General features: G+C 63.2%; 17 protein-coding genes. 14 read left to right on the forward strand and 3 right to left on the reverse strand.

Features of this window, described 5'->3' with window-relative positions:
• Positions 1-45: 45 nt before the first annotated feature.
• Positions 46-2,493: an acyl-CoA dehydrogenase gene (locus FS777_RS09260; RefSeq protein ID WP_058637712.1), complete on the reverse strand. Its 2,448-nt coding sequence runs from the start codon at positions 2,491-2,493 to the stop codon at positions 46-48.
• 282 nt (positions 2,494-2,775) lie between these two features.
• On the opposite strand from FS777_RS09260, the gene FS777_RS09265 reads away from it, so the two are divergent.
• From FS777_RS09265 to FS777_RS09275, 3 genes are all read left to right on the forward strand, one after another.
• A complete protein-coding gene (locus tag FS777_RS09265) occupies positions 2,776-3,399 on the forward strand; it encodes a glutathione S-transferase (RefSeq protein ID WP_058637711.1) in 624 nt (207 codons plus the stop codon).
• Between the two features lie 145 nt (positions 3,400-3,544).
• The gene (locus FS777_RS09270; protein ID WP_058605758.1) at positions 3,545-4,477 is read left to right on the forward strand and encodes an ABC transporter ATP-binding protein; all 933 of its coding nucleotides are present in this window, start codon (positions 3,545-3,547) and stop codon (positions 4,475-4,477) included.
• Complete coding sequence (locus FS777_RS09275; RefSeq protein WP_058637710.1) at positions 4,474-5,253, forward strand: ABC transporter permease; 780 nt, start codon at positions 4,474-4,476, stop codon at positions 5,251-5,253. The genes FS777_RS09270 and FS777_RS09275 overlap by 4 nt, the downstream gene beginning before the upstream one ends.
• Here FS777_RS09275 and FS777_RS09280 read toward each other — a convergent pair.
• On the reverse strand, positions 5,137-5,769 hold the full coding sequence (locus tag FS777_RS09280) for a DUF2062 domain-containing protein (RefSeq protein WP_145255149.1): 633 nt from the start codon (positions 5,767-5,769) through the stop codon (positions 5,137-5,139). The genes FS777_RS09275 and FS777_RS09280 overlap by 117 nt on opposite strands.
• A gap of 142 nt (positions 5,770-5,911) precedes the next feature.
• Here FS777_RS09280 and FS777_RS09285 point away from each other — a divergent pair, with 142 nt between their 5' ends.
• The 8 genes from FS777_RS09285 to murB all read left to right on the forward strand — a co-directional run bounded on the left by FS777_RS09285 (position 5,912) and on the right by murB (position 12,721).
• Entirely contained in the window at positions 5,912-8,128 is a 2,217-nt protein-coding gene (locus tag FS777_RS09285; protein ID WP_145255152.1) for a DNA internalization-related competence protein ComEC/Rec2, read from the forward strand.
• A 61-nt stretch (positions 8,129-8,189) separates the two neighbouring features.
• A complete protein-coding gene (locus tag FS777_RS09290) occupies positions 8,190-8,825 on the forward strand; it encodes a MotA/TolQ/ExbB proton channel family protein (protein WP_058637708.1) in 636 nt (211 codons plus the stop codon).
• Positions 8,822-9,256 carry a biopolymer transporter ExbD gene (locus tag FS777_RS09295; RefSeq protein ID WP_058605755.1) on the forward strand — a complete coding sequence of 145 codons (435 nt, stop codon included), beginning with the start codon at positions 8,822-8,824 and terminating at the stop codon, positions 9,254-9,256. The genes FS777_RS09290 and FS777_RS09295 overlap by 4 nt, the downstream gene beginning before the upstream one ends.
• On the forward strand, positions 9,256-10,254 hold the full coding sequence (gene lpxK / locus FS777_RS09300) for a tetraacyldisaccharide 4'-kinase (protein ID WP_145255156.1): 999 nt from the start codon (positions 9,256-9,258) through the stop codon (positions 10,252-10,254). The genes FS777_RS09295 and lpxK overlap by 1 nt, the downstream gene beginning before the upstream one ends.
• Before the next feature lie 43 nt (positions 10,255-10,297).
• Positions 10,298-10,483 (forward strand): Trm112 family protein, encoded by a 186-nt coding sequence (locus FS777_RS09305; RefSeq protein WP_003247142.1) that lies wholly within the window; start codon positions 10,298-10,300, stop codon positions 10,481-10,483.
• Positions 10,480-11,241 carry a 3-deoxy-manno-octulosonate cytidylyltransferase gene (gene kdsB / locus FS777_RS09310; protein WP_145255160.1) on the forward strand — a complete coding sequence of 254 codons (762 nt, stop codon included), beginning with the start codon at positions 10,480-10,482 and terminating at the stop codon, positions 11,239-11,241. Before FS777_RS09305 ends, kdsB begins: the two co-directional genes overlap by 4 nt.
• Positions 11,241-11,705: a low molecular weight protein-tyrosine-phosphatase gene (locus tag FS777_RS09315; RefSeq protein ID WP_078478209.1), complete on the forward strand. Its 465-nt coding sequence runs from the start codon at positions 11,241-11,243 to the stop codon at positions 11,703-11,705. The genes kdsB and FS777_RS09315 overlap by 1 nt, the downstream gene beginning before the upstream one ends.
• The gene (murB, locus tag FS777_RS09320) at positions 11,702-12,721 is read left to right on the forward strand and encodes a UDP-N-acetylmuramate dehydrogenase (protein ID WP_145255163.1); all 1,020 of its coding nucleotides are present in this window, start codon (positions 11,702-11,704) and stop codon (positions 12,719-12,721) included. Before FS777_RS09315 ends, murB begins: the two co-directional genes overlap by 4 nt.
• A gap of 113 nt (positions 12,722-12,834) precedes the next feature.
• On the opposite strand, the gene rne is transcribed toward murB, so the two are convergent.
• Complete coding sequence (gene rne, locus FS777_RS09325; RefSeq protein ID WP_058637703.1) at positions 12,835-16,188, reverse strand: ribonuclease E; 3,354 nt, start codon at positions 16,186-16,188, stop codon at positions 12,835-12,837.
• 794 nt (positions 16,189-16,982) lie between these two features.
• Here rne and rluC point away from each other — a divergent pair.
• Genes rluC through FS777_RS09345 form a run of 3 tightly spaced genes read left to right on the forward strand, consistent with a single transcriptional unit; the run spans position 16,983 to position 19,599 of the window.
• Positions 16,983-17,939: a 23S rRNA pseudouridine(955/2504/2580) synthase RluC gene (rluC, locus tag FS777_RS09335; protein WP_145255166.1), complete on the forward strand. Its 957-nt coding sequence runs from the start codon at positions 16,983-16,985 to the stop codon at positions 17,937-17,939.
• Positions 17,929-18,603 (forward strand): HAD family hydrolase, encoded by a 675-nt coding sequence (locus tag FS777_RS09340; RefSeq protein ID WP_145255169.1) that lies wholly within the window; start codon positions 17,929-17,931, stop codon positions 18,601-18,603. The genes rluC and FS777_RS09340 overlap by 11 nt, the downstream gene beginning before the upstream one ends.
• A 6-nt stretch (positions 18,604-18,609) precedes the next feature.
• Positions 18,610-19,599, forward strand: a complete 990-nt coding sequence (locus tag FS777_RS09345) for a S49 family peptidase (RefSeq protein ID WP_145255172.1) — start codon at positions 18,610-18,612, stop codon at positions 19,597-19,599.
• Positions 19,600-19,622 lie beyond the last annotated feature (23 nt).

Below are 19,622 nucleotides of genomic sequence, written 5' to 3' on the forward strand. Positions count from 1 at the left end.
GAGTATACGCCGGTTGGGGATGGGGAGGCAGAGCGCCCCCATCAATCAACGCACCTTGCCAGGTACTGGCAGCAATTGCTCCTTGTCGAAGGCATCCACATCGATCACTGCCCGGCGTGCCTGTTCCGCTGCGTGCAGCCGTTGCCCTTCGTCAGGCTGCAGCACACCGCTTTCGATGGCCGCACCAATCACCGACTGCCCAGGTGCCGGCCGTACCTTGCCGTCCTTGATCCCCAGGTGCAGCGCCTTGTGCAGTGGCACTGCCTCATCAAGCAAGTCGCAAGCCCGTTGCAGTGCTGCCACTGGGTCACCGTCCGCCTGTGGCCGGAAGCAGCCCGCGAGCAGCTCTTCCAGCGCTGGGTCACCCTTGCTACGCCCAATCAGCGCCGCGACCTCGGCATCCAGTTCATCGCTCGGCCCGGTATGACGACGGCCGAAGGGGAACACCAGGACCCTTAGTGCACAGCCGACAAAGCGGTTGGGGAAGTTGTCGAGTAACCTATCCAGGGCCTTTTCCGCCTGCCCCATGCTTTCTTCCATGGCCCAGCGTAGCAATGGCTGCATCTGCTCGGGCGAGCCCAAGTCGTGATAACGCTTGAGCGCCGCACTGGACAAGTACAGATAACTCAGCACATCGCCTAGCCGGGCACTCAGGCGCTCGCGGCGCTTGAGGGTGCCGCCCAGCAGCATCATCGACAGGTCCGCCAGCAATGCAAAGGCTGAGGCCTGGCGGTTCAGGGCGCGGAAGTAGCCTTGGCTGAGGGTATCGCCTGGTACGCTTTCCAGGCGGCCCAGTCCCAGATTGAACACCAGTGTGCTAGCCGCATTGCCGGCGGCGAACATGATGTGCTTCATCAACAGGTCATCGAACTCTCCTAGCGCCTGGTCGCGGTCCTCACGGTGGGCCAGAGCCATTTCCTTGAGTACGAACGGGTGGCAGCGAATGGCGCCCTGACCGAAGATCATCAGGTTGCGTGAGAGGATGTTGGCGCCCTCGACCGTGATGAAGATGGGTGCCCCTTGCCAGTTACGCCCCAGGTAGTTGTTCGGGCCCATGATGATGCCCTTACCGCCGTGCACATCCATGGCGTGCTGGATGCATTCGCGGCCGCGCTCGGTCAGGTGGTACTTGAGGATCGCCGACAGCACCGAGGGCTTCTCGCCCAGGTCTACCGCTTTGGCCGTCAGCAGGCGCGCGCTGTCCATCAGCCAGGCGTTGCCGCCGATGCGTGCCAGCGATTCCTGGATACCTTCGAATGCGGCCAGCGGCACGTTGAATTGCTCGCGGATGTTGGCGTACTGGCCGGTGACCAGGCTGGTGTACTTGGCGGCGCCGGTGCCCACGGCGGGCAGGGAGATGGAACGGCCTACCGACAGGCAGTTCATCAACATCATCCAGCCTTTGCCGAGCATGGCCTGGCCACCGATAAGGAAGCTCAGTGGCACGAACACGTCCTTGCCACTATTGGGGCCATTCATGAAGGCGGCGCCCAGCGGCAGGTGGCGTTTGCCGATGTCCACGCCGGGGGTGTCGGTAGGGATCAGCGCCAGGCTGATGCCCAGTTCTTCCTCCTCGCCCAACAGGTGGTCCGGGTCGTAGGCCTTGAATGCAAGGCCCAGCAGCGTGGCAACCGGGCCTAGGGTGATATAGCGCTTTTCCCAGTTCAGGCGCAGGCCGATGACTTCCTCGCCATGCCACTGGCCCTTGCACACCACGCCGGTGTCGGGCATGGCGCCGGCGTCTGAGCCGGCCAGAGGGCCGGTGAGTGCGAAGCAAGGAATGTCGTCGCCACGGGCCAGGCGTGGCAGGTAGTGGTCGCGTTGCTCATCGGTGCCGTAGTGCAACAGCAATTCGGCCGGGCCGAGCGAGTTGGGAACCATCACCGTGGAAGCCAGATCGCCGCTGCGGGTGGCCAGCTTCATCGCCACCTGGGAGTGTGCGTAAGCGGAAAAACCCTTGCCACCGTACTGCTTGGGGATGATCAGGGCAAAGAAGCCATTCTGTTTGATATGCGCCCAGGCCGCGGGTGGTAGGTCCATGTCCTGGCCGATCTGCCAGTCGCTGACCATGGCGCACAGTTGTTCGGTAGGGCCGTCAATGAAGGCCTGCTCTTCGTCGGTCAGCTTGGGTGCCGGGTAGGCCAGCAAGGTGCGCCAGTCGGGGCGGCCGCTGAACAGTTCGCCGTCCCACCATACGGTACCGGCGTCGATGGCTTCACGCTCGGTTTGCGACATGGGCGGCAGGGTGCGCTGGAACCAGTTGAAAACCGGGCCGGTGAACACCTTGCGGCGCCAGTCGGGCAGCGCCAACAAGGCGCCTTTGAGTGCCAGCACGAGCCAGATCAGTGCTAGCAGCCAGCCAGGAGCGCTGCTGAAAATGCCCATCAGCAGCACATAGGCGGCCATGATGCCGAGAATCTGCAAGGGTGCCAGGCGCCTGTGCGTGAGGTACGCCGCGCCTATCACCAGCACTACCAACCACAACAGCAACATAATCGGTCCTCCTTGGAACCAGGGGGCTTGAGCCGTTCCGGACAGCTTAGACGCAACGCCGGGAAAGGCAGGGTCAGAACAGTGACAGGGTGTGGCGGTGGGAGTTTCAGTCCGGTGATTGCCTGTACTGGCCCTTTCGCGGGCAAACCCGCTTCTACAGGGGGCACCGTCCCCAGATAAGGCGCGATTCTTGTAGGAGTGGGCTTGCCTGCGAAAGGGCTGGTACAGGCAACAAACCTCTGGAGTAGACTGTGCAACATCCGCATTCATAAGGACGTTGCCATGCTGAAGATCTGGGGCCGCAAGAACTCGAGCAATGTGCGCAAAGCGCTGTGGATCGCCCAGGAACTGGGCCTGGACTTCGAATCGATCGACGCCGGCGGCGCCTTCGGCGTGGTCAACGAGCCGCACTACCGCGCCCGCAATCCCAATGGCCTGGTACCCATGCTTGAAGACGGTGACCTGACCCTGTGGGAGTCCAACACCATCGTCCGCTACCTGTGCGCCGAATATGGCACCGAGCAAGGTTGGTACCTGGAAGACCCGCGCCAACGCGCTTTGGCCGACAAATGGATGGACTGGGCCACTTCATCCTTCGCCGCACCCTTCCGCCCGCTGTTCTGGGGCCTGCTGCGCACCCCCGAAGACCAGCGCGACTGGGTGGCGATCAACGCTGCGCACAAGCAGTGCGCCCAGTTGCTGGCCATTGCCGACGAAACCTTGGCCACACAGCCCTATCTTTCCGGTGACCAGATCGGCATGGGCGACATCCCACTGGGTAGCTTCGTCTATGCCTGGTTCGAAATGCCCATCAAGCGCCCGGCCATGCACCACCTGGAAGCCTGGTACGAACGCCTCAAGGCCCGCCCGGCCTACCAGGCTGCAGTAATGACTGCGCTGACCTGATCGAACACTACGGCTGTTTCGATAGTCACTATCAATACACATGACTGTACTTGTGCGGCCGCGCCTTGCACCATTGGCCGCACTCACTGCGCCAGTGACCTTATCTGGCGTGTCCTGCACCTTATTTTTCGGTAAGTGACCCGCTATGAGTTCTGCCCTGTCCATTCGACAGCTGACCAAAACCTACGGCAACGGCTTTCAGGCCCTCAAAGGCATCGACCTTGATGTCGCCGAAGGGGACTTCTTCGCCTTGCTCGGCCCCAACGGCGCCGGCAAATCCACCACCATCGGCATCCTCTCCACCTTGGTGAATAAAACCAGCGGCACGGTCAATGTGTTCGGCCACGACCTCGACCGCGAGCCCTCGGCGCTGAAGCGTTGCTTGGGCGTGGTGCCACAGGAGTTCAATTTCAACCAGTTCGAGAAGTGCTTCGACATCGTCGTGACCCAGGCTGGCTACTATGGCATCCCGCCAAAGATCGCCAAGGCGCGTGCCGAGCAGTACTTGACCCAACTGGGCCTGTGGGATAAGCGCGACGTGCCATCGCGTTCGCTGTCCGGCGGCATGAAGCGCCGGCTGATGATTGCCCGTGCGCTGATCCACGAGCCGCGTTTGCTGATTCTCGACGAGCCGACCGCCGGCGTGGACATCGAGCTGCGCCGTTCGATGTGGAGCTTCCTCACCGAGCTGAACCAGAAAGGCATCACCATCATCCTCACCACCCATTACCTGGAAGAGGCTGAGCAGCTGTGCCGTAATATCGGCATCATCGACCACGGCACCATCGTCGAGAACACCAGCATGCGCCAACTGCTGGGCAAGCTGCATGTCGAAACCTTTGTCCTCGACATCAAGCAGGGCCTGGCCACGGCGCCGGTGTTGCAGGGTTACCCGTGCCGGCTGCTGACCCCGCACACCCTGGAAGTACAGGTAGAGAAAGACATCGGCATCACCGCCCTGTTCGGCCAGTTGGCCCTGCAGAACATCGACGTGCAAAGCCTGCGCAACAAGACCAACCGACTCGAGGAGCTGTTCGTGGCCCTGGTGGAAAAAAACCTTTCGAAGGTGGCCGTATGAGCGTGGAGCTGCGTACCAACTGGGTCGCCCTGAACACCATCGTCTATCGCGAAGTGCGGCGCTTCCTGCGCATCTGGCCGCAGACCCTGTTGCCACCGGCAATCACCATGGTTCTGTATTTCGTCATTTTCGGCAACCTGATTGGCCGGCAGATTGGCGACATGGGCGGGTTCACCTACATGCAGTACATCGTGCCGGGGCTGATCATGATGTCGGTGATCACCAACTCCTATGGCAATGTGGTATCGAGCTTCTTCGGTAGCAAGTTCCAGCGCTCGATCGAAGAGCTGATGGTCTCGCCGGTATCGCCGCACACCATCCTGGTAGGTTATGTCCTAGGCGGCGTGCTGCGTGGCTTGGCGGTAGGGGTGATCGTCACCATCCTGTCGATGTTCTTCACCGACCTGCAAGTGCATCACCTGGGTGTGACTGTGGCAGTGGTACTGTTGACGGCGACCATCTTCTCCTTGCTGGGGTTCGTCAACGCGGTGTTCGCTCGCAATTTCGACGACATTTCGATCATCCCGACGTTCGTACTGACTCCGCTGACCTACCTGGGCGGCGTGTTCTACTCGATCACCCTGCTGCCACCGTTCTGGCAGACCGTATCGCTGGCCAACCCTGTGCTGCACATGGTCAATTCCTTCCGCTACGGCATTTTAGGGGTGTCGGACATCAGCATCGGCACGGCGATCACGTTCATGTTGGTGGCCACTGCCGTGCTCTACCTGTTGTGCGTGCGGCTGCTGGTCAGCGGCCGGGGGATGCGTGCCTGAAACCTTGCACCGGCATTGGCGACGACGCCACTGCCGGCCTACCCACCAGCGCCAGTACATCAGGGTACTGAAATAGCCGAGCATACCCAGCAGTACGGCGCACACGATTGAACCGAGCAGGAAGGGTTGCCAGACCGTCGACAGTTGGTCAGTGATCCACTGGAAGGTCAACGTGTCGGGCAGTGCGCGTGGTGGTACCTGCATTAGCCAGGCACCGACCATGTAGGTAACGAAGAACACCGGCGGCATGGTCAGCGGGTTGGTCAGCCACACCAGGCTGACGGCGATCGGCAGATTGCCTCGCAGCGGGATGGCCAATGCAGCGGCAAGCAGCATCTGTGCGGGCATCGGGATCAATGCGGCGAACAGGCCGACGCCCATGGCTCGCGCTACCGAATGACGGTTCAGGTGCCACAGGTTAGGGTCATGCAGCAACTTGCCGAAAAAGCGTAAGGACTTGTGTTCCCGAATACTGCTCGGGTCCGGCATGAAGCGTTTGAATAGTCGGCGCGGCATGGGGGCTCCCGGGGCGTTGACCGGGGCAGTATGCCCTGATTCCCATTCAGCCTCGTTCAGAGTTTGTGACAATTGTTGAGCAAGCAGTGCCGGCAAGTGGGCTATGCCTCAGAGGTTGATTCAGCTTCTGGAGCTCTACCTCATGCGCACAGGGATGTTGGCGCTCGCGCTTGGTCTGCTCAGTCTTTGCCTGGTACCTCAATTGCCATCGGTCGGGTGGCTGCTAATGCTTGCAGCGGGCGCCGTCGTCAGTCTGTTCACCCGGGGTTGGTTATTGGGTTTGTTCCTGCTGGGCTTCTGCTGGGCCTGTTGGTCTGCCAAGCAGGCCGTGGACGATCGTCTGGCGCCAGGGCTCGATGGTCGCACCTTGTGGCTGGAAGGGCGGGTGGCCGGACTGCCGGCGCGCACTGCGCAAGGCGTGCGTTTCGAGCTTGAAGGCGCGCATTCCCGGCGTGCCGATTTGCCGCAACGCCTGCAATTGAGCTGGTTTGACGGACCACCGCTGCGTGCCGGCGAGCAGTGGCGCCTGGCCGTCACCCTGCAGCGGCCGACCGGCCTTCTAAACCCCCACGGGCCCGATCGGGAGGCGCAGCTGCTGGCACGTCGGATCGGCGCCAGCGGAGCGGTGAAAGCCGGGCAGTTACTGACGCCCGCAGCAGTCGGGTGGCGCGATGGCCTGCGCGAGCGTCTGCTGGCGGTCGAAGCCCATGGTCGGCAAGCCGCGTTGGTGGCGTTGGTGCTTGGTGATGGAACCGGCCTGGCGCGCGAAGACTGGCAGGCGCTTCAGGCCACCGGCACCGTGCACCTGCTGGTGATTTCAGGCCAGCACATTGGCCTGGTGGCGGGTCTGCTCTATGCCGTGGTCGCGTGGTTGGCCCGCTGGGGGCTGTGGCCGCCCCGGCTGCCGTGGCTGCCTTGGGCTTGTGTGTTGGCCATGAGTGCGGCGCTGGCCTACGGGTGGCTGGCCGGGGCAGGGGTGCCAGTACAGCGCGCCTGTCTGATGCTGGCCGTGGTGCTGCTGTGGCGCCTGCGCTTTCGTCACCTTGGCGCGTTCCACCCCTTGTTACTTGCCTTGGTTGCCGTTTTGCTGTTCGAGCCGTTGGCGGCGCTGCTACCGGGCTTCTGGCTGTCATTCGGCGCCGTGGCCACGCTCATCTACAGCTTCAGTGCCCGGCTAGGGGCCTGGCGACCCTGGCAGGCATGGACGCGAGCGCAGTGGGTCATCGCCGTCGGGCTGCTCCCGGTGCTGCTGGCCGTGGGCTTGCCGGTGAGCCTGAGTGCCCCGTTGGCCAACCTGGTGGCGGTGCCGTGGGTGAGCCTGGCGGTATTGCCGCTGGCACTGTTGGGCACTTTGTTGCTGCCGCTGGGCGACGCAGGTGAGGCATTGCTGTGGCTGGCAGGCGGCCTGCTGGATGTCTTGTTTCGCGCGCTAGCACTGGTCGCCCAGCAGCGCCCGGCATGGGTGCCTCCGGCACCGCCGTTGTGGGCCTGGCTGCTGGTATGCCTGGGCGCACTGCTGCTGTTGCTGCCACGGGGTGTGCCGCTGCGTGGGTTGGGCGCGGTGATGCTTTTGGCGCTCTGGGTGCCTCGGGAGCCGGTCTCGCACGGCCAGGTCGAGGTCTGGCAGCTGGACGTGGGCCAAGGCTTGGCGGTGTTGCTGCGCACCCGGCAGCACAGTCTGCTGTATGACGCCGGGCCGGCCAGGGGCGAAAGCGATCTGGGTGAGCGGGTCGTGTTGCCCACCTTGCGCAAGTTGGGGGTCGACAGCCTGGATGTGCTGCTGGTCAGTCACGCCCATGCCGATCACGCCGGCGGTGCAGGTGCGATCCAGCGCGGGCTGCCGGTCAGACGGGCGATTGGCGGTGAGCCGCTGGAAGAGGTTCAGTTACAGCCTTGCGTCAGTGGCGAGTCCTGGGAGTGGGACGGGGTTCGCTTTTCCCTGTGGCGCTGGGCAGATGCGCGCACCAGCAATGACCGCTCCTGCGTGTTGCTGGTCGAGGCGTCGGGGGAGCGGTTGCTGCTGGCCGGTGACATGGAGGCGGGAGCCGAACGTGCGTGGCTGGCTGCCATGGATTCACCACGCATCGACTGGCTGCAGTCGCCGCACCACGGTAGCCGCAGTTCGTCGACCGAAGCTTTCATCCGCGCTGCGGCCCCGCGTGGGGTACTGATTTCCCGCGGGCGCAACAACAGCTTCGGGCATCCCCATGCACAGGTGGTCGAACGCTATCGCAGGCATGGCATGACCCTGCACGACACGGCAGTGGAGGGGGCGTTACGTCTGGTGCTCGGTGCGCAAGCCGGGGTCGAGGGTATGCGCAGCCAGCGCCGCTTCTGGCGTGACGTCAGGGATGGTTAATGCTGATGAGCGCCTGCCGCGCCTATGGTAAAGTGGCGACCTTTTCCAGAGGGCTTCTACTGTGTGGGAATTGGTCAAGTCCGGCGGTTGGATGATGCTGCCGATCATTCTGAGTTCCATCGCCGCCATGGCTATCGTTGTCGAGCGCCTGTGGACCCTGCGCGCCAGTCGCGTCAGCCCGCCCCACCTGCTGGGCCAGGTGTGGATGTGGATCAAGGACAAGCAACTGACCAGTGACAAGCTCAAGGCTCTGCGTGCCGACTCGCCCTTGGGCGAAATCCTCGCGGCGGGGCTGGCCAACTCGCGTCATGGTCGCGAAATCATGAAAGAGTGCATCGAGGAAGCCGCCTCACGCGTTATCCACGAGCTCGAGCGCTACATCGGCACGCTGGGCACCATCGCCGCCATGGCGCCGCTGCTGGGCCTGCTGGGCACCGTGCTGGGCATGATCGACATCTTCAGCGCGTTCATGGGGTCGCAGATGACCGCCAACGCCGCGGTGCTGGCGGGTGGCATTTCTAAGGCGCTGGTAACCACGGCGGCCGGGCTGATGGTGGGTATCCCGGCGGTGTTCTTCCACCGCTTTCTGCTGCGCCGTATCGACGAGCTGGTGGTCGGTATGGAGCAGGAGGCAATCAAGCTGGTGGAAGTGATTCAGGGTGACCGTGAGGTGGAAGTGGCTGGAGGCAAGGCGTGAAGTTTCGGCGCAATCGCCAGCGCGAGAATATCGACATCAACCTGGCGTCGTTGATCGACGTGGTGTTCGTGCTGTTGCTGTTCTTCGTGGTCACCACCACGTTCACCCGCGAAACCCAGCTACGCGTCGAGTTGCCCGAAGCGGCCAGCGCCGAGCGGGCACCGGGCGATGAGGGCAAGCTGGTAGAAATCACCATCAGTGCCGATGGGGTGTACTCGGTCAACAACCATCTGCTGCCCAAGAGCGATCTGGCCACCCTCAGCGAGGCCATCGAGCGTGAATCAGGTGGCGACAACAAGCTGCCCCTGGCCATCAGTGCCGATGGCAAGACCCCGCACCAGGCTGTGGTCACCGCAATGGATGCTGCCGGCAAGCTCGGCTTCAGCCAATTGCGCATGACCACCGTCGAGGCGGCCCAGAGCACACCTTGATGACACTAGCCGATCGCCTGCTTGCTGCCTGGTACACCGGCCATCCGGCACTGGCATTGCTGCGTCCGCTGGAAGCGCTGTACCGCTGGGTGGTCAAACGCAAGCGCAGGCGTTTTCTCAACGACGAGCGCGCTAGCTATCACGCTCCGGTGCCCGTCATCGTGGTGGGAAACATCACTGTCGGCGGTACCGGCAAGACTCCTATGATTCTCTGGCTGATCGAGCACTGCCGCCAGCGGGGGTTGAGGGTGGGAGTGGTCAGCCGTGGCTATGGCGCCAAGCCGCCGCAGTTCCCTTGGCGGGTGACGGCCGATCAGGCGGCCGAACAGGCAGGCGACGAGCCGCTGTTGATCGTGCAACGTACCGGTGTGCCGCTGATGATCGATCCGGACCGCGCACGTGCGGTAAAGGCTCTGCTGGCCGAACCCCTGGACCTGATCCTGTGTGACGACGGCATGCAGCACTACCGCCTGGCGCGAGACCTGGAATTGGTATTGATCGACGCAGCCCGCGGCCTGGGCAATCGCCGATGCCTACCGGCCGGCCCCTTGCGCGAGCCTGTCGAGCGTCTGAATGCGGCCGACGCAGTATTGTTCAATGGTGCAGCACTAGACAGTGCCGAGGGCTTTGGTTTTCGCCTGCAACCCAGCGCGTTGGTCAACCTGCGCACGGGCGAGCGCCGTGCACTCGACCATTTTCCCGCAGGCCAGCGCCTGCATGCGGTGGCCGGCATTGGTAACCCTCAGCGTTTTTTCAATACCTTGCAGGGCCTAGGCTGGCAGCCGCTGCCGCATCCCTTTGCAGACCACGCGCAATTCAATGCCCGAAACCTTGCCTTCACACCGTCACTGCCGCTCATCATGACCGAGAAGGATGCGGTGAAGTGCCGCTCTTTTGCCGCCGAGAACTGGTGGTACCTGGCTGTAGAAGCACAACCCACGCCGGCATTTGGCACTTGGTTCGACCTGCAGTTGCAACGTTTGCTACCCAAGCCCTGATCCCGTTTTCAATTTCGGCCTTCTGGCCTAGAGGAAGCCTTCAATGGACACCAAACTGCTCGATATCCTGGCCTGCCCGATCACCAAGGGCCCGCTCAAGCTCAGCGCCGACAAGACCGAGCTGATCAGCAAGGGCGCCGGCCTTGCCTATCCCATTCGCGACGGTATCCCGGTGATGCTGGAAAGCGAGGCACGTACCCTGACCGATGATGAGCGCCTGGACAAATGAACCTGGACTTCACCGTCGTCATTCCAGCCCGTCTGCGCTCCACACGCCTGCCAGGCAAGCCCCTGCTGCCCATCGCCGGTAAACCAATGGTGCAACACGTATGGGAACAGGCGCGCGGGAGTGCCGCCAGTCGCGTTGTCATTGCAACCGACGATGCCAGTATCTTTGAGGCTTGCCAGGCATTTGGCGCTGAGGTGCTGATGACCCGCGTGGACCATGAGTCCGGCACCGACCGTCTGGCCGAAGTGGCCGTGCAGCTTGGCCTGCCCAGCGAGGCCATCGTGGTCAATGTGCAAGGTGACGAGCCGCTGATCCCGCCGGTGATCATCGACCAAGTGGCCGCCAACCTGGCGGCTAATCCGCACGCCGGTATCGCGACTTTGGCCGAGCCCATCCATGAGCCGCAAGCGGTGTTCAACCCCAACGCAGTCAAGGTAGTGAGCGACAAGAACGGCCTGGCCCTGAGCTTTAGCCGTGCGCCGCTGCCGTGGGCGCGCGATGCGTTTGCCAAAGGTCAGGAGCTGCCGCCCGGTGTGCCTTACCGCCGCCATATTGGCATGTACGCCTACCGGGTTGGTTTCCTCCATGATTTCGTCGGTTGGGGCCCATGCTGGCTGGAGCAGACCGAAGCGCTGGAGCAGCTGCGTGCGTTGTGGCACGGCGTGCGGATCCATGTGGAGGATGCCATCGAGGCACCCGCCGTGGGCGTGGACACCCCTGAAGACCTGGAGCGCGTACGGCGCTTGCTGGAGGCCTGATGCGCGTTCTGTTCGTGTGCCTGGGCAACATCTGCCGCTCGCCGACTGCCGAAGGCGTGCTGCGTCATCAACTGCAGGCCGCCGGGCTTGCCGATCAGGTGCAGGTGGCCTCGGCCGGCACGGGCGACTGGCACGTTGGCAAGGCGCCCGACGGGCGCACCCTCAAGGCCGCACTGGCACGTGGCTACGACCTGTCGGAGCAGCGCGCCCAGCAGGTCAAGGTGGGGCACTTTGCCGAGTTCGACCTGGTACTGGCAATGGATCAGAGCAACCTGCGCGATTTGCGTGCTCTGCGCCCGCATGCGGCGATAGGCGAGCTCGACCTGTTTTTGCGCCGCTACGGTTCTGCGCTCGATGAAGTTCCAGACCCGTACTATGGCGGTGCCGATGGTTTCGAGCAGGTGCTCGACCTGATCGAAGCCGCCTGCCAAGCGCTGGTCGTGGAAATCAAGGGGCGGTTATGACGGGGCAATGGCAAGAGCAGGTCTCGCTCAAGCCGTACAACACGTTTGGCATCGACGTGAAAGCGCGCTACTTCAGCCAAGCCAAAGACGACCTGCAGGTGCGTCAGGCGCTGGACGCTGCGCAGCAGCAGGGTATACCCGTGCTGGTGATCGGCGGGGGAAGCAACCTGCTGCTAACCCGCGATGTCGATGCCCTGGTGCTGCACGTCTCAAGCCAGGGCCGCCACGTGGTCAGTGACGATGGTGAGCGCGTTTTGGTCGAGGCCGAGGCGGGTGAGGCCTGGCACCCGTTCGTGCAGTGGACGCTCGCGCAGGGCTTTTGCGGGCTGGAGAACCTCAGCCTGATTCCCGGCACAGTGGGTGCTGCCCCCATGCAGAACGTGGGCGCTTATGGCGTAGAGATCAAGGATGTCTTCGCCGGCCTGACCGCGTTGGACCGCAAGACGGGTGACGTCTGTGACTTCGCCTTGGCCGACTGCGCGTTCGGCTACCGTGACAGCGTGTTCAAGCGTAACCCTGGTCGCTGGCTGATCCTGCGTGTGCGCTTCGCCTTGAGTCGCACCTTGCAGGCGCGCTTGGACTACGGCCCGGTGCGTCAGCGCCTGGCCGAGCAGGGCACTACCGCGCTCACTGCGCAGGCCATCAGCGATGCCATCTGCAGCATTCGTCGTGAAAAATTGCCTGATCCGGCCGAGCTGGGTAATGCCGGGAGCTTTTTCAAGAACCCTGTGGTTGCGGCGCAGGTGGTTGAGCGTATCCGTACGCAACATCCAGGTGTCATTGCTTACCCGCAGGCCGATGGCCAGGTGAAGCTGGCAGCAGGCTGGCTGATCGAACAGGCGGGCTGGAAGGGCTATCGAGAAGGCGATGCCGGGGTGCATCGCCTGCAATCGCTGGTGCTGGTCAACTATGGCCAGGCGAGCGGGGCGCAAATGCATGCCCTGGCGCGGCGGATCCAGGTCGACATCCTTGAGCGGTTCGGGGTTGAGCTGGAGATGGAGCCCAATCTTTATTGATACTGCCTACGGCAACTTCCTAGGCGCCGTGTCCGCCGACCACGGTAAACGCCCGACCAAGAAAAAGCCCCGCCAGTTCGCACTGGCGGGGCTTTTTCATTCAGCCTTGGCTATCAACCCTGGTAGGTTTTTGGCTCGTCGGCGGTCTCTGGTGTTGGCTCGTCGGTAGCAGCGCCAGCCTGAGCGGCTTTGGCGGCAGCTTCGGCTTCACGCTTGCGGCGACGCACTTCACGTGGATCGTTTGGTGCGCGGCCGTTGGACAGCATGACGGTGGCAGGCTCTGCCGCGGCAGCTGGGGCTGGCTCAGGCTCAGGCGCAACCGTTTCAGGCGCGGCCAAAACCTCTGGCTGGGCCTCTACCGCCGGGGCAGGCTGTTCGGCAACCGGGGCGACCTCGATCACAGAGGGTGCCTGCTCGATTTCGCCGGCTTCGATGGCCGGGGCTTCTGCAGGCACTTCGGTGATCAGCGCTTCGGGTGCCTGAACGTCTGCCGGGGCTTCAACGACTGAGGTTTCGGTGGTCGCGGCTGGCTCAGCAACGGGCGCCTGTTCGATTACCGGCTGCGGGGCGACTTCGACCACTGGCACGGCCGAGGCCTCGACAAATGGCGCTGGCTCGCTGATCGGTTGCTCGACCACTGGGGCCACGGCGACCGCTTCTGCTGGAACTACAGTTTCAGCTTGCTTGGCCGGTTGAGCGATTTCGCTGCTGTCGGTTGGGGCAACAGCGGCGACTTCGGCGGTAGCGCGCTCGGCCTGCTGATTGGCCTGGGCTTCGGCGTCGGTGCTGATGTTGCTGGTTGCAACCGCAGCGGTCACCGCAATACCTGCGGCCAGCTCTGCGCCCAGCTCGGTGGCCTGGCGCTGTTGAGGCTGCTCTTCGCTGCCTTCTTCTTCGCCGTCGATCAGCTCACCGTTGGCGTTTCGCTGGCGCTCGCGACGGTTGCTGCGGCGACGCTGGCCACGCGACCGGCGGCGCGGACGCTCGCCATCGTTGCCGTCCTGCTCGTCCTGTAGCTGCTCTTCGTTCGGCAGTTGCTCTTCGGCCATTTCGGCAGCGTGTTCGGCAGCTTCCTCGGCCGCGCGTGGCTGACGTTCTTCACGAGGTTGGCGCGGGGCGCGTTCTTCCCGGGCGGCACGCTCTTCGCGAGGCGCTCGGTCTTCACGTGGTGCACGTTCTTCGCGAGGCGCGCGTTCTTCACGCGGAGCACGTTCTTCGCGAGGTGCGCGGTCTTCACGCGGAGCACGTTCCTCGCGAGGTGCGCGGTCTTCACGCGGAGCACGCTCTTCGCGAGGTGCGCGGTCTTCACGTGGAGCCCGTTCTTCGCGAGGCGCACGCTCTTCACGTGGGGTACGTTCTTCGCGAGCTACACGTTCTTCACGGGGCTGACGCTCCTCGCGTTCTACTGGCGGCGTGGCGTCCAGCGGCTCGCGCAGTTCACGCACGCGCTCTTCGCCACGGTTGCCGCGACGGTCCTCGCGAGACTGGCGTGGTGCACGCTCTTCGCGCGGGGCACGTTCTTCTCGTGGGGCACGTTCTTCACGCGCAGCACGCTCCTCGCGTGGCTGGCGATCCTCGCGCGGGGTACGTTCGGCACGTTCTTCACGCGGCTTGCGCTCTTCATCGCGGCGACCGTTGCGGTTACGGCTCTGCTGCCGTCCGTTACGGCGTTCCTCGTTACGCGGGCTGCGTTCGGTAGTCGGCTTTTCCGCAGCAGGGGCGACAGGGGCGGCAGCAGGTTCTTCCTTGCCAGCGAACAGGCTCACCAGCGACTTCACCAGGCCCTTGAACAGGCTTGCCTCCGGGGCGCTTGGGGCAGGGGCGGCGGCTGGCGCAGGCTGTGGCTCCTCGCTGGCTGGCACGGGTGCATTCGCACGGGCCGGTGCGGTTTTCACGGCGGCTTCCTGGCGAACCAGGGTGCGGGTGGCGGTTGGCTGTGGCGCTTCTTCGGTCTCGCTGGCAGCGATTTCGTAGCTGGACTGGTTGTTCAACACCTCGGGATTGTCGTCGCGCAGGCGCTGGACTTCGAAGTGTGGGGTTTCCAGGTGATCGTTTGGCAGGATGATGATGCGCGCACGGGTGCGCAGCTCGATCTTGGTGATGGAGTTGCGCTTCTCGTTGAGCAGGAAGGCGGCCACCGGGATCGGCACCTGGGCGCGGACTTCGGCAGTGCGATCCTTCAGCGCCTCTTCTTCGATCAGGCGCAGGATAGCCAGCGACAGCGATTCCACGTCACGGATGATGCCGGTGCCCGAGCAGCGCGGGCAGACGATGCCGCTGCTTTCGCCCAGCGACGGACGCAGGCGTTGACGGGACATTTCCAGCAGGCCGAAGCGCGAGATGCGGCCAACCTGCACGCGAGCGCGGTCGGCCTCAAGGCATTCACGCACACGCTCTTCCACGGCGCGCTGGTTCTTGGCAGGGGTCATGTCGATGAAGTCGATGACGATCAGGCCGCCGATGTCGCGCAGACGCAGCTGACGGGCGATTTCCTCAGCCGCTTCCAGGTTGGTCTGCAGGGCGGTTTCCTCGATGTCGCTGCCCTTGGTGGCGCGCGCCGAGTTGATGTCGATGGACACCAGCGCTTCGGTCGGATCGATCACGATCGAACCGCCCGATGGCAGCTCGACCACGCGCTGGAAAGCGGTCTCGATCTGGCTTTCGATCTGGAAGCGGTTGAACAGCGGGACGCTGTCTTCGTATAGCTTGACCTTGCTGGCGTATTGCGGCATGACCTGGCGAATGAAGGTCAGGGCTTCTTCCTGGGCATCAATGCTGTCGATCAGCACTTCGCCGATGTCCTGGCGCAGGTAGTCGCGGATGGCGCGGATGATGACGTTGCTTTCCTGGTAGATCAGGAACGGCGCGGCGCGGTCCAGCGAAGCTTCCTTGATGGCGGTCCACAGCTGCAGCAGGTAGTCCAGGTCCCACTGCATCTCTTCGCTGCTGCGGCCAAGGCCCGCGGTGCGAACGATCAGGCCCATGTCGCCTGGTACGGTCAGGCCATTGAGCGCTTCGCGCAACTCGTTGCGCTCTTCACCTTCGATGCGACGGGAAATGCCACCGGCGCGCGGGTTGTTGGGCATCAGCACCAGGTAGCGGCCGGCCAGGCTGATGAAGGTGGTGAGGGCCGCGCCTTTGTTGCCGCGCTCTTCCTTCTCGACCTGGACGATGACTTCCTGGCCTTCGCTGAGCACTTCCTTGATGTTGACGCGGCCTTCAGGGGCCTTCTTGAAGTATTCGCGGGAGATTTCTTTCAACGGCAGGAAGCCGTGACGTTCGGAGCCGAAGTCGACGAAGGCGGCTTCGAGGCTGGGTTCGATGCGAGTGATCTTGCCTTTGTAGATGTTGGCCTTTTTCTGCTCTCGTGCACCGGATTCGATATCCAGGTCGTAGAGGCGTTGGCCGTCCACCAGGGCTACGCGCAACTCTTCGGGTTGAGTGGCGTTAATCAGCATTCTTTTCATGTTGTACCGTCGGTTTCCGGGCTGCCGGAAACGGCGTTCGGCACACACGACGTCTCATGGTCGGTGCCAAGGTGCGCAAAGGGTGATTAACCACCCCCGTGTCGAGCAACGTTCGGCACCAGCCGGTTGCCCAGCCTGCCGTTGTCGCGACGACGCGTCCTGTTTTGCTGCGGTGCCAACAAGGCCCCGGAGGCTTCGAATTGTTATCCGAATCAACCAAGCGGGCCTGGTGCACTCAGTCAGGAGGAGGAATCAACCTTCAGCCGTGGACGCCCAGGGGCATCTGTTCAGGACCTTATCCGCTCGCCAGCCGTACGAAGGGGCTGGTGGCCGGACGCGGTGCTACACGGTCCGAGGGCTGTGCATCTCCACCCTGCACGTATCCCTGATAATTCGGGTGCTGCCGCGCGCTGAATCCGCAACGGGTTGCATTTTTCGCCAGCGCGATTCTGCGCTGGCGCCATTCATGTCCAAGGCAGGTATTTCCGAGGCATTCGCCATGGGTTGCGTGGAAGCGACGGGCGGGCAGAGGTACTGCGAAAAGAAGCGTGTAAGCAGGTTGGACACCGCACTTGTCGTTTATTTTCGGTCTTCTCTACACGGCGCTGGTGGCGATTCCAGGCAATTCGGTAAACTGGCGAACCCCCGTAGGACGGCCTCGCGTCCTGGAGAATTGCGAAGGTCAGTGACTGGCGCACAGCCTGATTCCACTGGCCTGCCGCTTATGGCGGCGTTCGCGACTATAGCAGCAATGATTAAGTGCTTCAATTCCATAAAAATTGTATGATTGCGCCATGACAACCAATACCTCTCCGACTTCCGGCGTTCAGCTGATTGAAGTCGCGCCGGAACTTGCCGGCCAGCGTATCGACAACTTTCTCATCACAGCCCTCAAGGGTGTGCCCAAGACCTTGGTCTATCGCATCCTGCGCAAGGGCGAGGTGCGGGTGAACAAGGGTCGGGTCAAGCCCGAGTACAAGATCCAGGCGGGCGACATCGTGCGGGTGCCGCCCGTGCGACTGCCTGAGCGCGACGAGCCGGCCCCGGTGGCCCAGGGGCTGCTACAGCGGCTCGAAGCTGCCATCGTTCACGAAGACAAGGCGTTGATCGTGATGAACAAGCCTGCCGGGATCGCCGTGCATGGCGGTAGCGGGCTGAGCTTCGGCGTGATCGAGGCGCTGCGTCAGTTGCGCCCCGATGCCAAGGAGCTGGAGCTGGTGCATCGCCTGGACCGGGACACCTCGGGCCTGCTGATGATTGCCAAGAAGCGCAGCATGCTGCGCCACCTGCATGCGGCGCTGCGCGGGGATGGCGTGGACAAGCGCTACATGGCCCTGGTGCGCGGTCACTGGCCAACCGCGAAGAAGCAAGTTAATGCACCGCTGCTCAAGAGCAACCTGCGCTCAGGCGAGCGTATGGTCGAAGTCAATGACGAAGGTAAGGAAGCGCTGACCCTGTTCCGTGTGCTGCGCCGCTTCGGCGACTTCGCCACCCTCGTGGAGGCGCGCCCGATCACGGGCCGTACTCACCAGATTCGTGTGCATGCCCTGCATGCCGGGCACATGATCGCGGGGGACAGCAAGTATGGCGACGAGGATTTCAGTCGCGAAATCCGCGACCTGGGCGGCAAGCGGCTTTTCCTGCACGCCTACGCACTGACGGTGCCGCTTCCGGACGGTGGGGAGCTCAAGCTGGAGGCGCCCGTGGATGAAATATGGGCCAAGACCGTGGAGCGTTTGAGTGCGCCGTGACTACACGCTGCTGATCTTCGACTGGGACGGTACCCTGGCCGACTCCGTCGGGCGCATCGTCGAGGCCATGCAGGTCGCTGCCAAGCGTGCCGGCCAAGCGCCCATTCAGGAACAGGCCATCAAGGGGATCATCGGGCTGTCGCTGGCTGAGGCGATCCACACCCTTTATCCGCACCTGACGCATGAGCAGGTGGAGCGGTTTCGTCAGCATTATGCCGATGTCTACACGGCACTCGATCAGCAGCCTTCGCCGCTGTTCGACGGCGTCGCCGAATCGCTGGCCGCCTTTCGCGCCGAGGGCTATCGAATGGCGGTGGCTACCGGCAAGGCGCGCCGCGGCCTCGACAGAGTGCTCAAGGCCAATGGCCTTGAGCGGTTTTTCGATATCACGCGTGCGGCGGATGAGACGCGCGGCAAGCCGCACCCCTTGATGCTCGAACAAATACTTGACCACTGCGGTGTCGAACCGGGTCGTGCGCTGATGGTCGGAGATTCTGCGTTCGATCTGCAGATGGCCAGCAACGCGGGGATGCACTGCGTGGCCGTGGGTTATGGCGCGATGTCACTCCAGGCGCTGGCCGAGTTCGGGCCACAGGTTTGCATCGATCACTTTGGCCAGCTGCGTCAGTGGCTGTCCGGTTTCACAGGTTCATTTTCGAGGTAGGTGAGCATGGCAGGCGAATGGAAGGCCCCCGAGGCCGAGCCCGAGGAGCGCGAGGAGCGCAAAAGTTGGAAGCTGCTGGAAAAGACCTTGCTGGCGGGCATCCAGGAGCAGCGCCGGTCGCGACGCTGGGGTATCTTTTTCAAGCTGCTGACGTTCATCTACCTCTTTGGCATCCTGGCGCTGTTCCTGCCCTGGACCGACATGGACAAGGCTGCCTCGCGCGGTGCCAGTCATACGGCCCTTGTGGAAGTGCGCGGGGTCATCGCCGACCAGGAGGCTGCCAGTGCCGACAACATCGTCAAAGGCCTGCGCGATGCCTTCAAGGATGGCAAGACCAAAGCCGTGGTCCTGCGCATCAACAGCCCGGGCGGCAGCCCTGTTCAGGCGGGCTATGTGTATGACGAGATTCGCCGCCTGCGTGCCGAGCACCCCAGCGTCAAGCTGTACGCCGTCATCACCGACCTGGGTGCGTCAGGAGCCTATTACATCGCCAGTGCGGCCGATGAGATCTATGCCGACAAGGCCAGTCTGGTCGGGTCGATCGGCGTGACGGCTGCGGGCTACGGTTTCGTAGGTGCCATGGACAAGCTCGGCGTGGAGCGCCGGCTCTATACGTCCGGTGAGCACAAGGCATTTCTCGATCCGTTCTCGCCGCAGAAGCCTGAAGAAACTCAATTCTGGCAGGGTGTGCTGGACACCACCCACAACCAGTTCATCGCCATGGTCAAGCAAGGGCGGGGCGAGCGACTCAAGGACAAGGATCACCCGGAGCTGTTCAGCGGCCTGGTCTGGTCCGGCGAGCAGGCCAAGGCGCTTGGTCTGATCGATGGCCTGGGCAGCGCCAGCTATGTGGCGCGTGAGGTGGTGGGCGAAAAGGATCTGGTTGATTTCACCGTGCAGGAATCGCCCTTTGACCGTTTCTCCAAGCGCATGGGTGCCAGCGTGGCAGAGCGCCTGGCCATGTGGATGAGTTTCCAGGGCCCGCAACTGCGCTAAGGCCAGTCGCCTTTGTGGGGGCG

This window comes from Pseudomonas sp. DE0157, assembly GCF_007678615.1.
Classification (GTDB): Bacteria; Pseudomonadota; Gammaproteobacteria; order Pseudomonadales; family Pseudomonadaceae; genus Aquipseudomonas; species Aquipseudomonas parafulva_B.

Excerpts from the sequence above, each read along its gene's own strand:
- FS777_RS09270 (WP_058605758.1), top strand. The coding sequence starts at position 3,545 with ATGAGTTCTGCCCTGTCCATTCGACAGCTGACCAAAACCTACGGCAAC.
- FS777_RS09280 (WP_145255149.1), bottom strand. The coding sequence starts at position 5,769 with ATGCCGCGCCGACTATTCAAACGCTTCATGCCGGACCCGAGCAGTATT.
- FS777_RS09315 (WP_078478209.1), top strand. The coding sequence starts at position 11,241 with ATGCGCGTTCTGTTCGTGTGCCTGGGCAACATCTGCCGCTCGCCGACT.
- FS777_RS09305 (WP_003247142.1), top strand. The coding sequence starts at position 10,298 with ATGGACACCAAACTGCTCGATATCCTGGCCTGCCCGATCACCAAGGGC.
- FS777_RS09345 (WP_145255172.1), top strand. The coding sequence starts at position 18,610 with ATGGCAGGCGAATGGAAGGCCCCCGAGGCCGAGCCCGAGGAGCGCGAG.
- FS777_RS09260 (WP_058637712.1), bottom strand. The coding sequence starts at position 2,493 with ATGTTGCTGTTGTGGTTGGTAGTGCTGGTGATAGGCGCGGCGTACCTC.
- FS777_RS09285 (WP_145255152.1), top strand. The coding sequence starts at position 5,912 with ATGCGCACAGGGATGTTGGCGCTCGCGCTTGGTCTGCTCAGTCTTTGC.
- rluC (WP_145255166.1), top strand. The coding sequence starts at position 16,983 with ATGACAACCAATACCTCTCCGACTTCCGGCGTTCAGCTGATTGAAGTC.
- murB (WP_145255163.1), top strand. The coding sequence starts at position 11,702 with ATGACGGGGCAATGGCAAGAGCAGGTCTCGCTCAAGCCGTACAACACG.
- rne (WP_058637703.1), bottom strand. The coding sequence starts at position 16,188 with ATGAAAAGAATGCTGATTAACGCCACTCAACCCGAAGAGTTGCGCGTA.
- FS777_RS09275 (WP_058637710.1), top strand. The coding sequence starts at position 4,474 with ATGAGCGTGGAGCTGCGTACCAACTGGGTCGCCCTGAACACCATCGTC.
- lpxK (WP_145255156.1), top strand. The coding sequence starts at position 9,256 with ATGACACTAGCCGATCGCCTGCTTGCTGCCTGGTACACCGGCCATCCG.
- FS777_RS09265 (WP_058637711.1), top strand. The coding sequence starts at position 2,776 with ATGCTGAAGATCTGGGGCCGCAAGAACTCGAGCAATGTGCGCAAAGCG.
- kdsB (WP_145255160.1), top strand. The coding sequence starts at position 10,480 with ATGAACCTGGACTTCACCGTCGTCATTCCAGCCCGTCTGCGCTCCACA.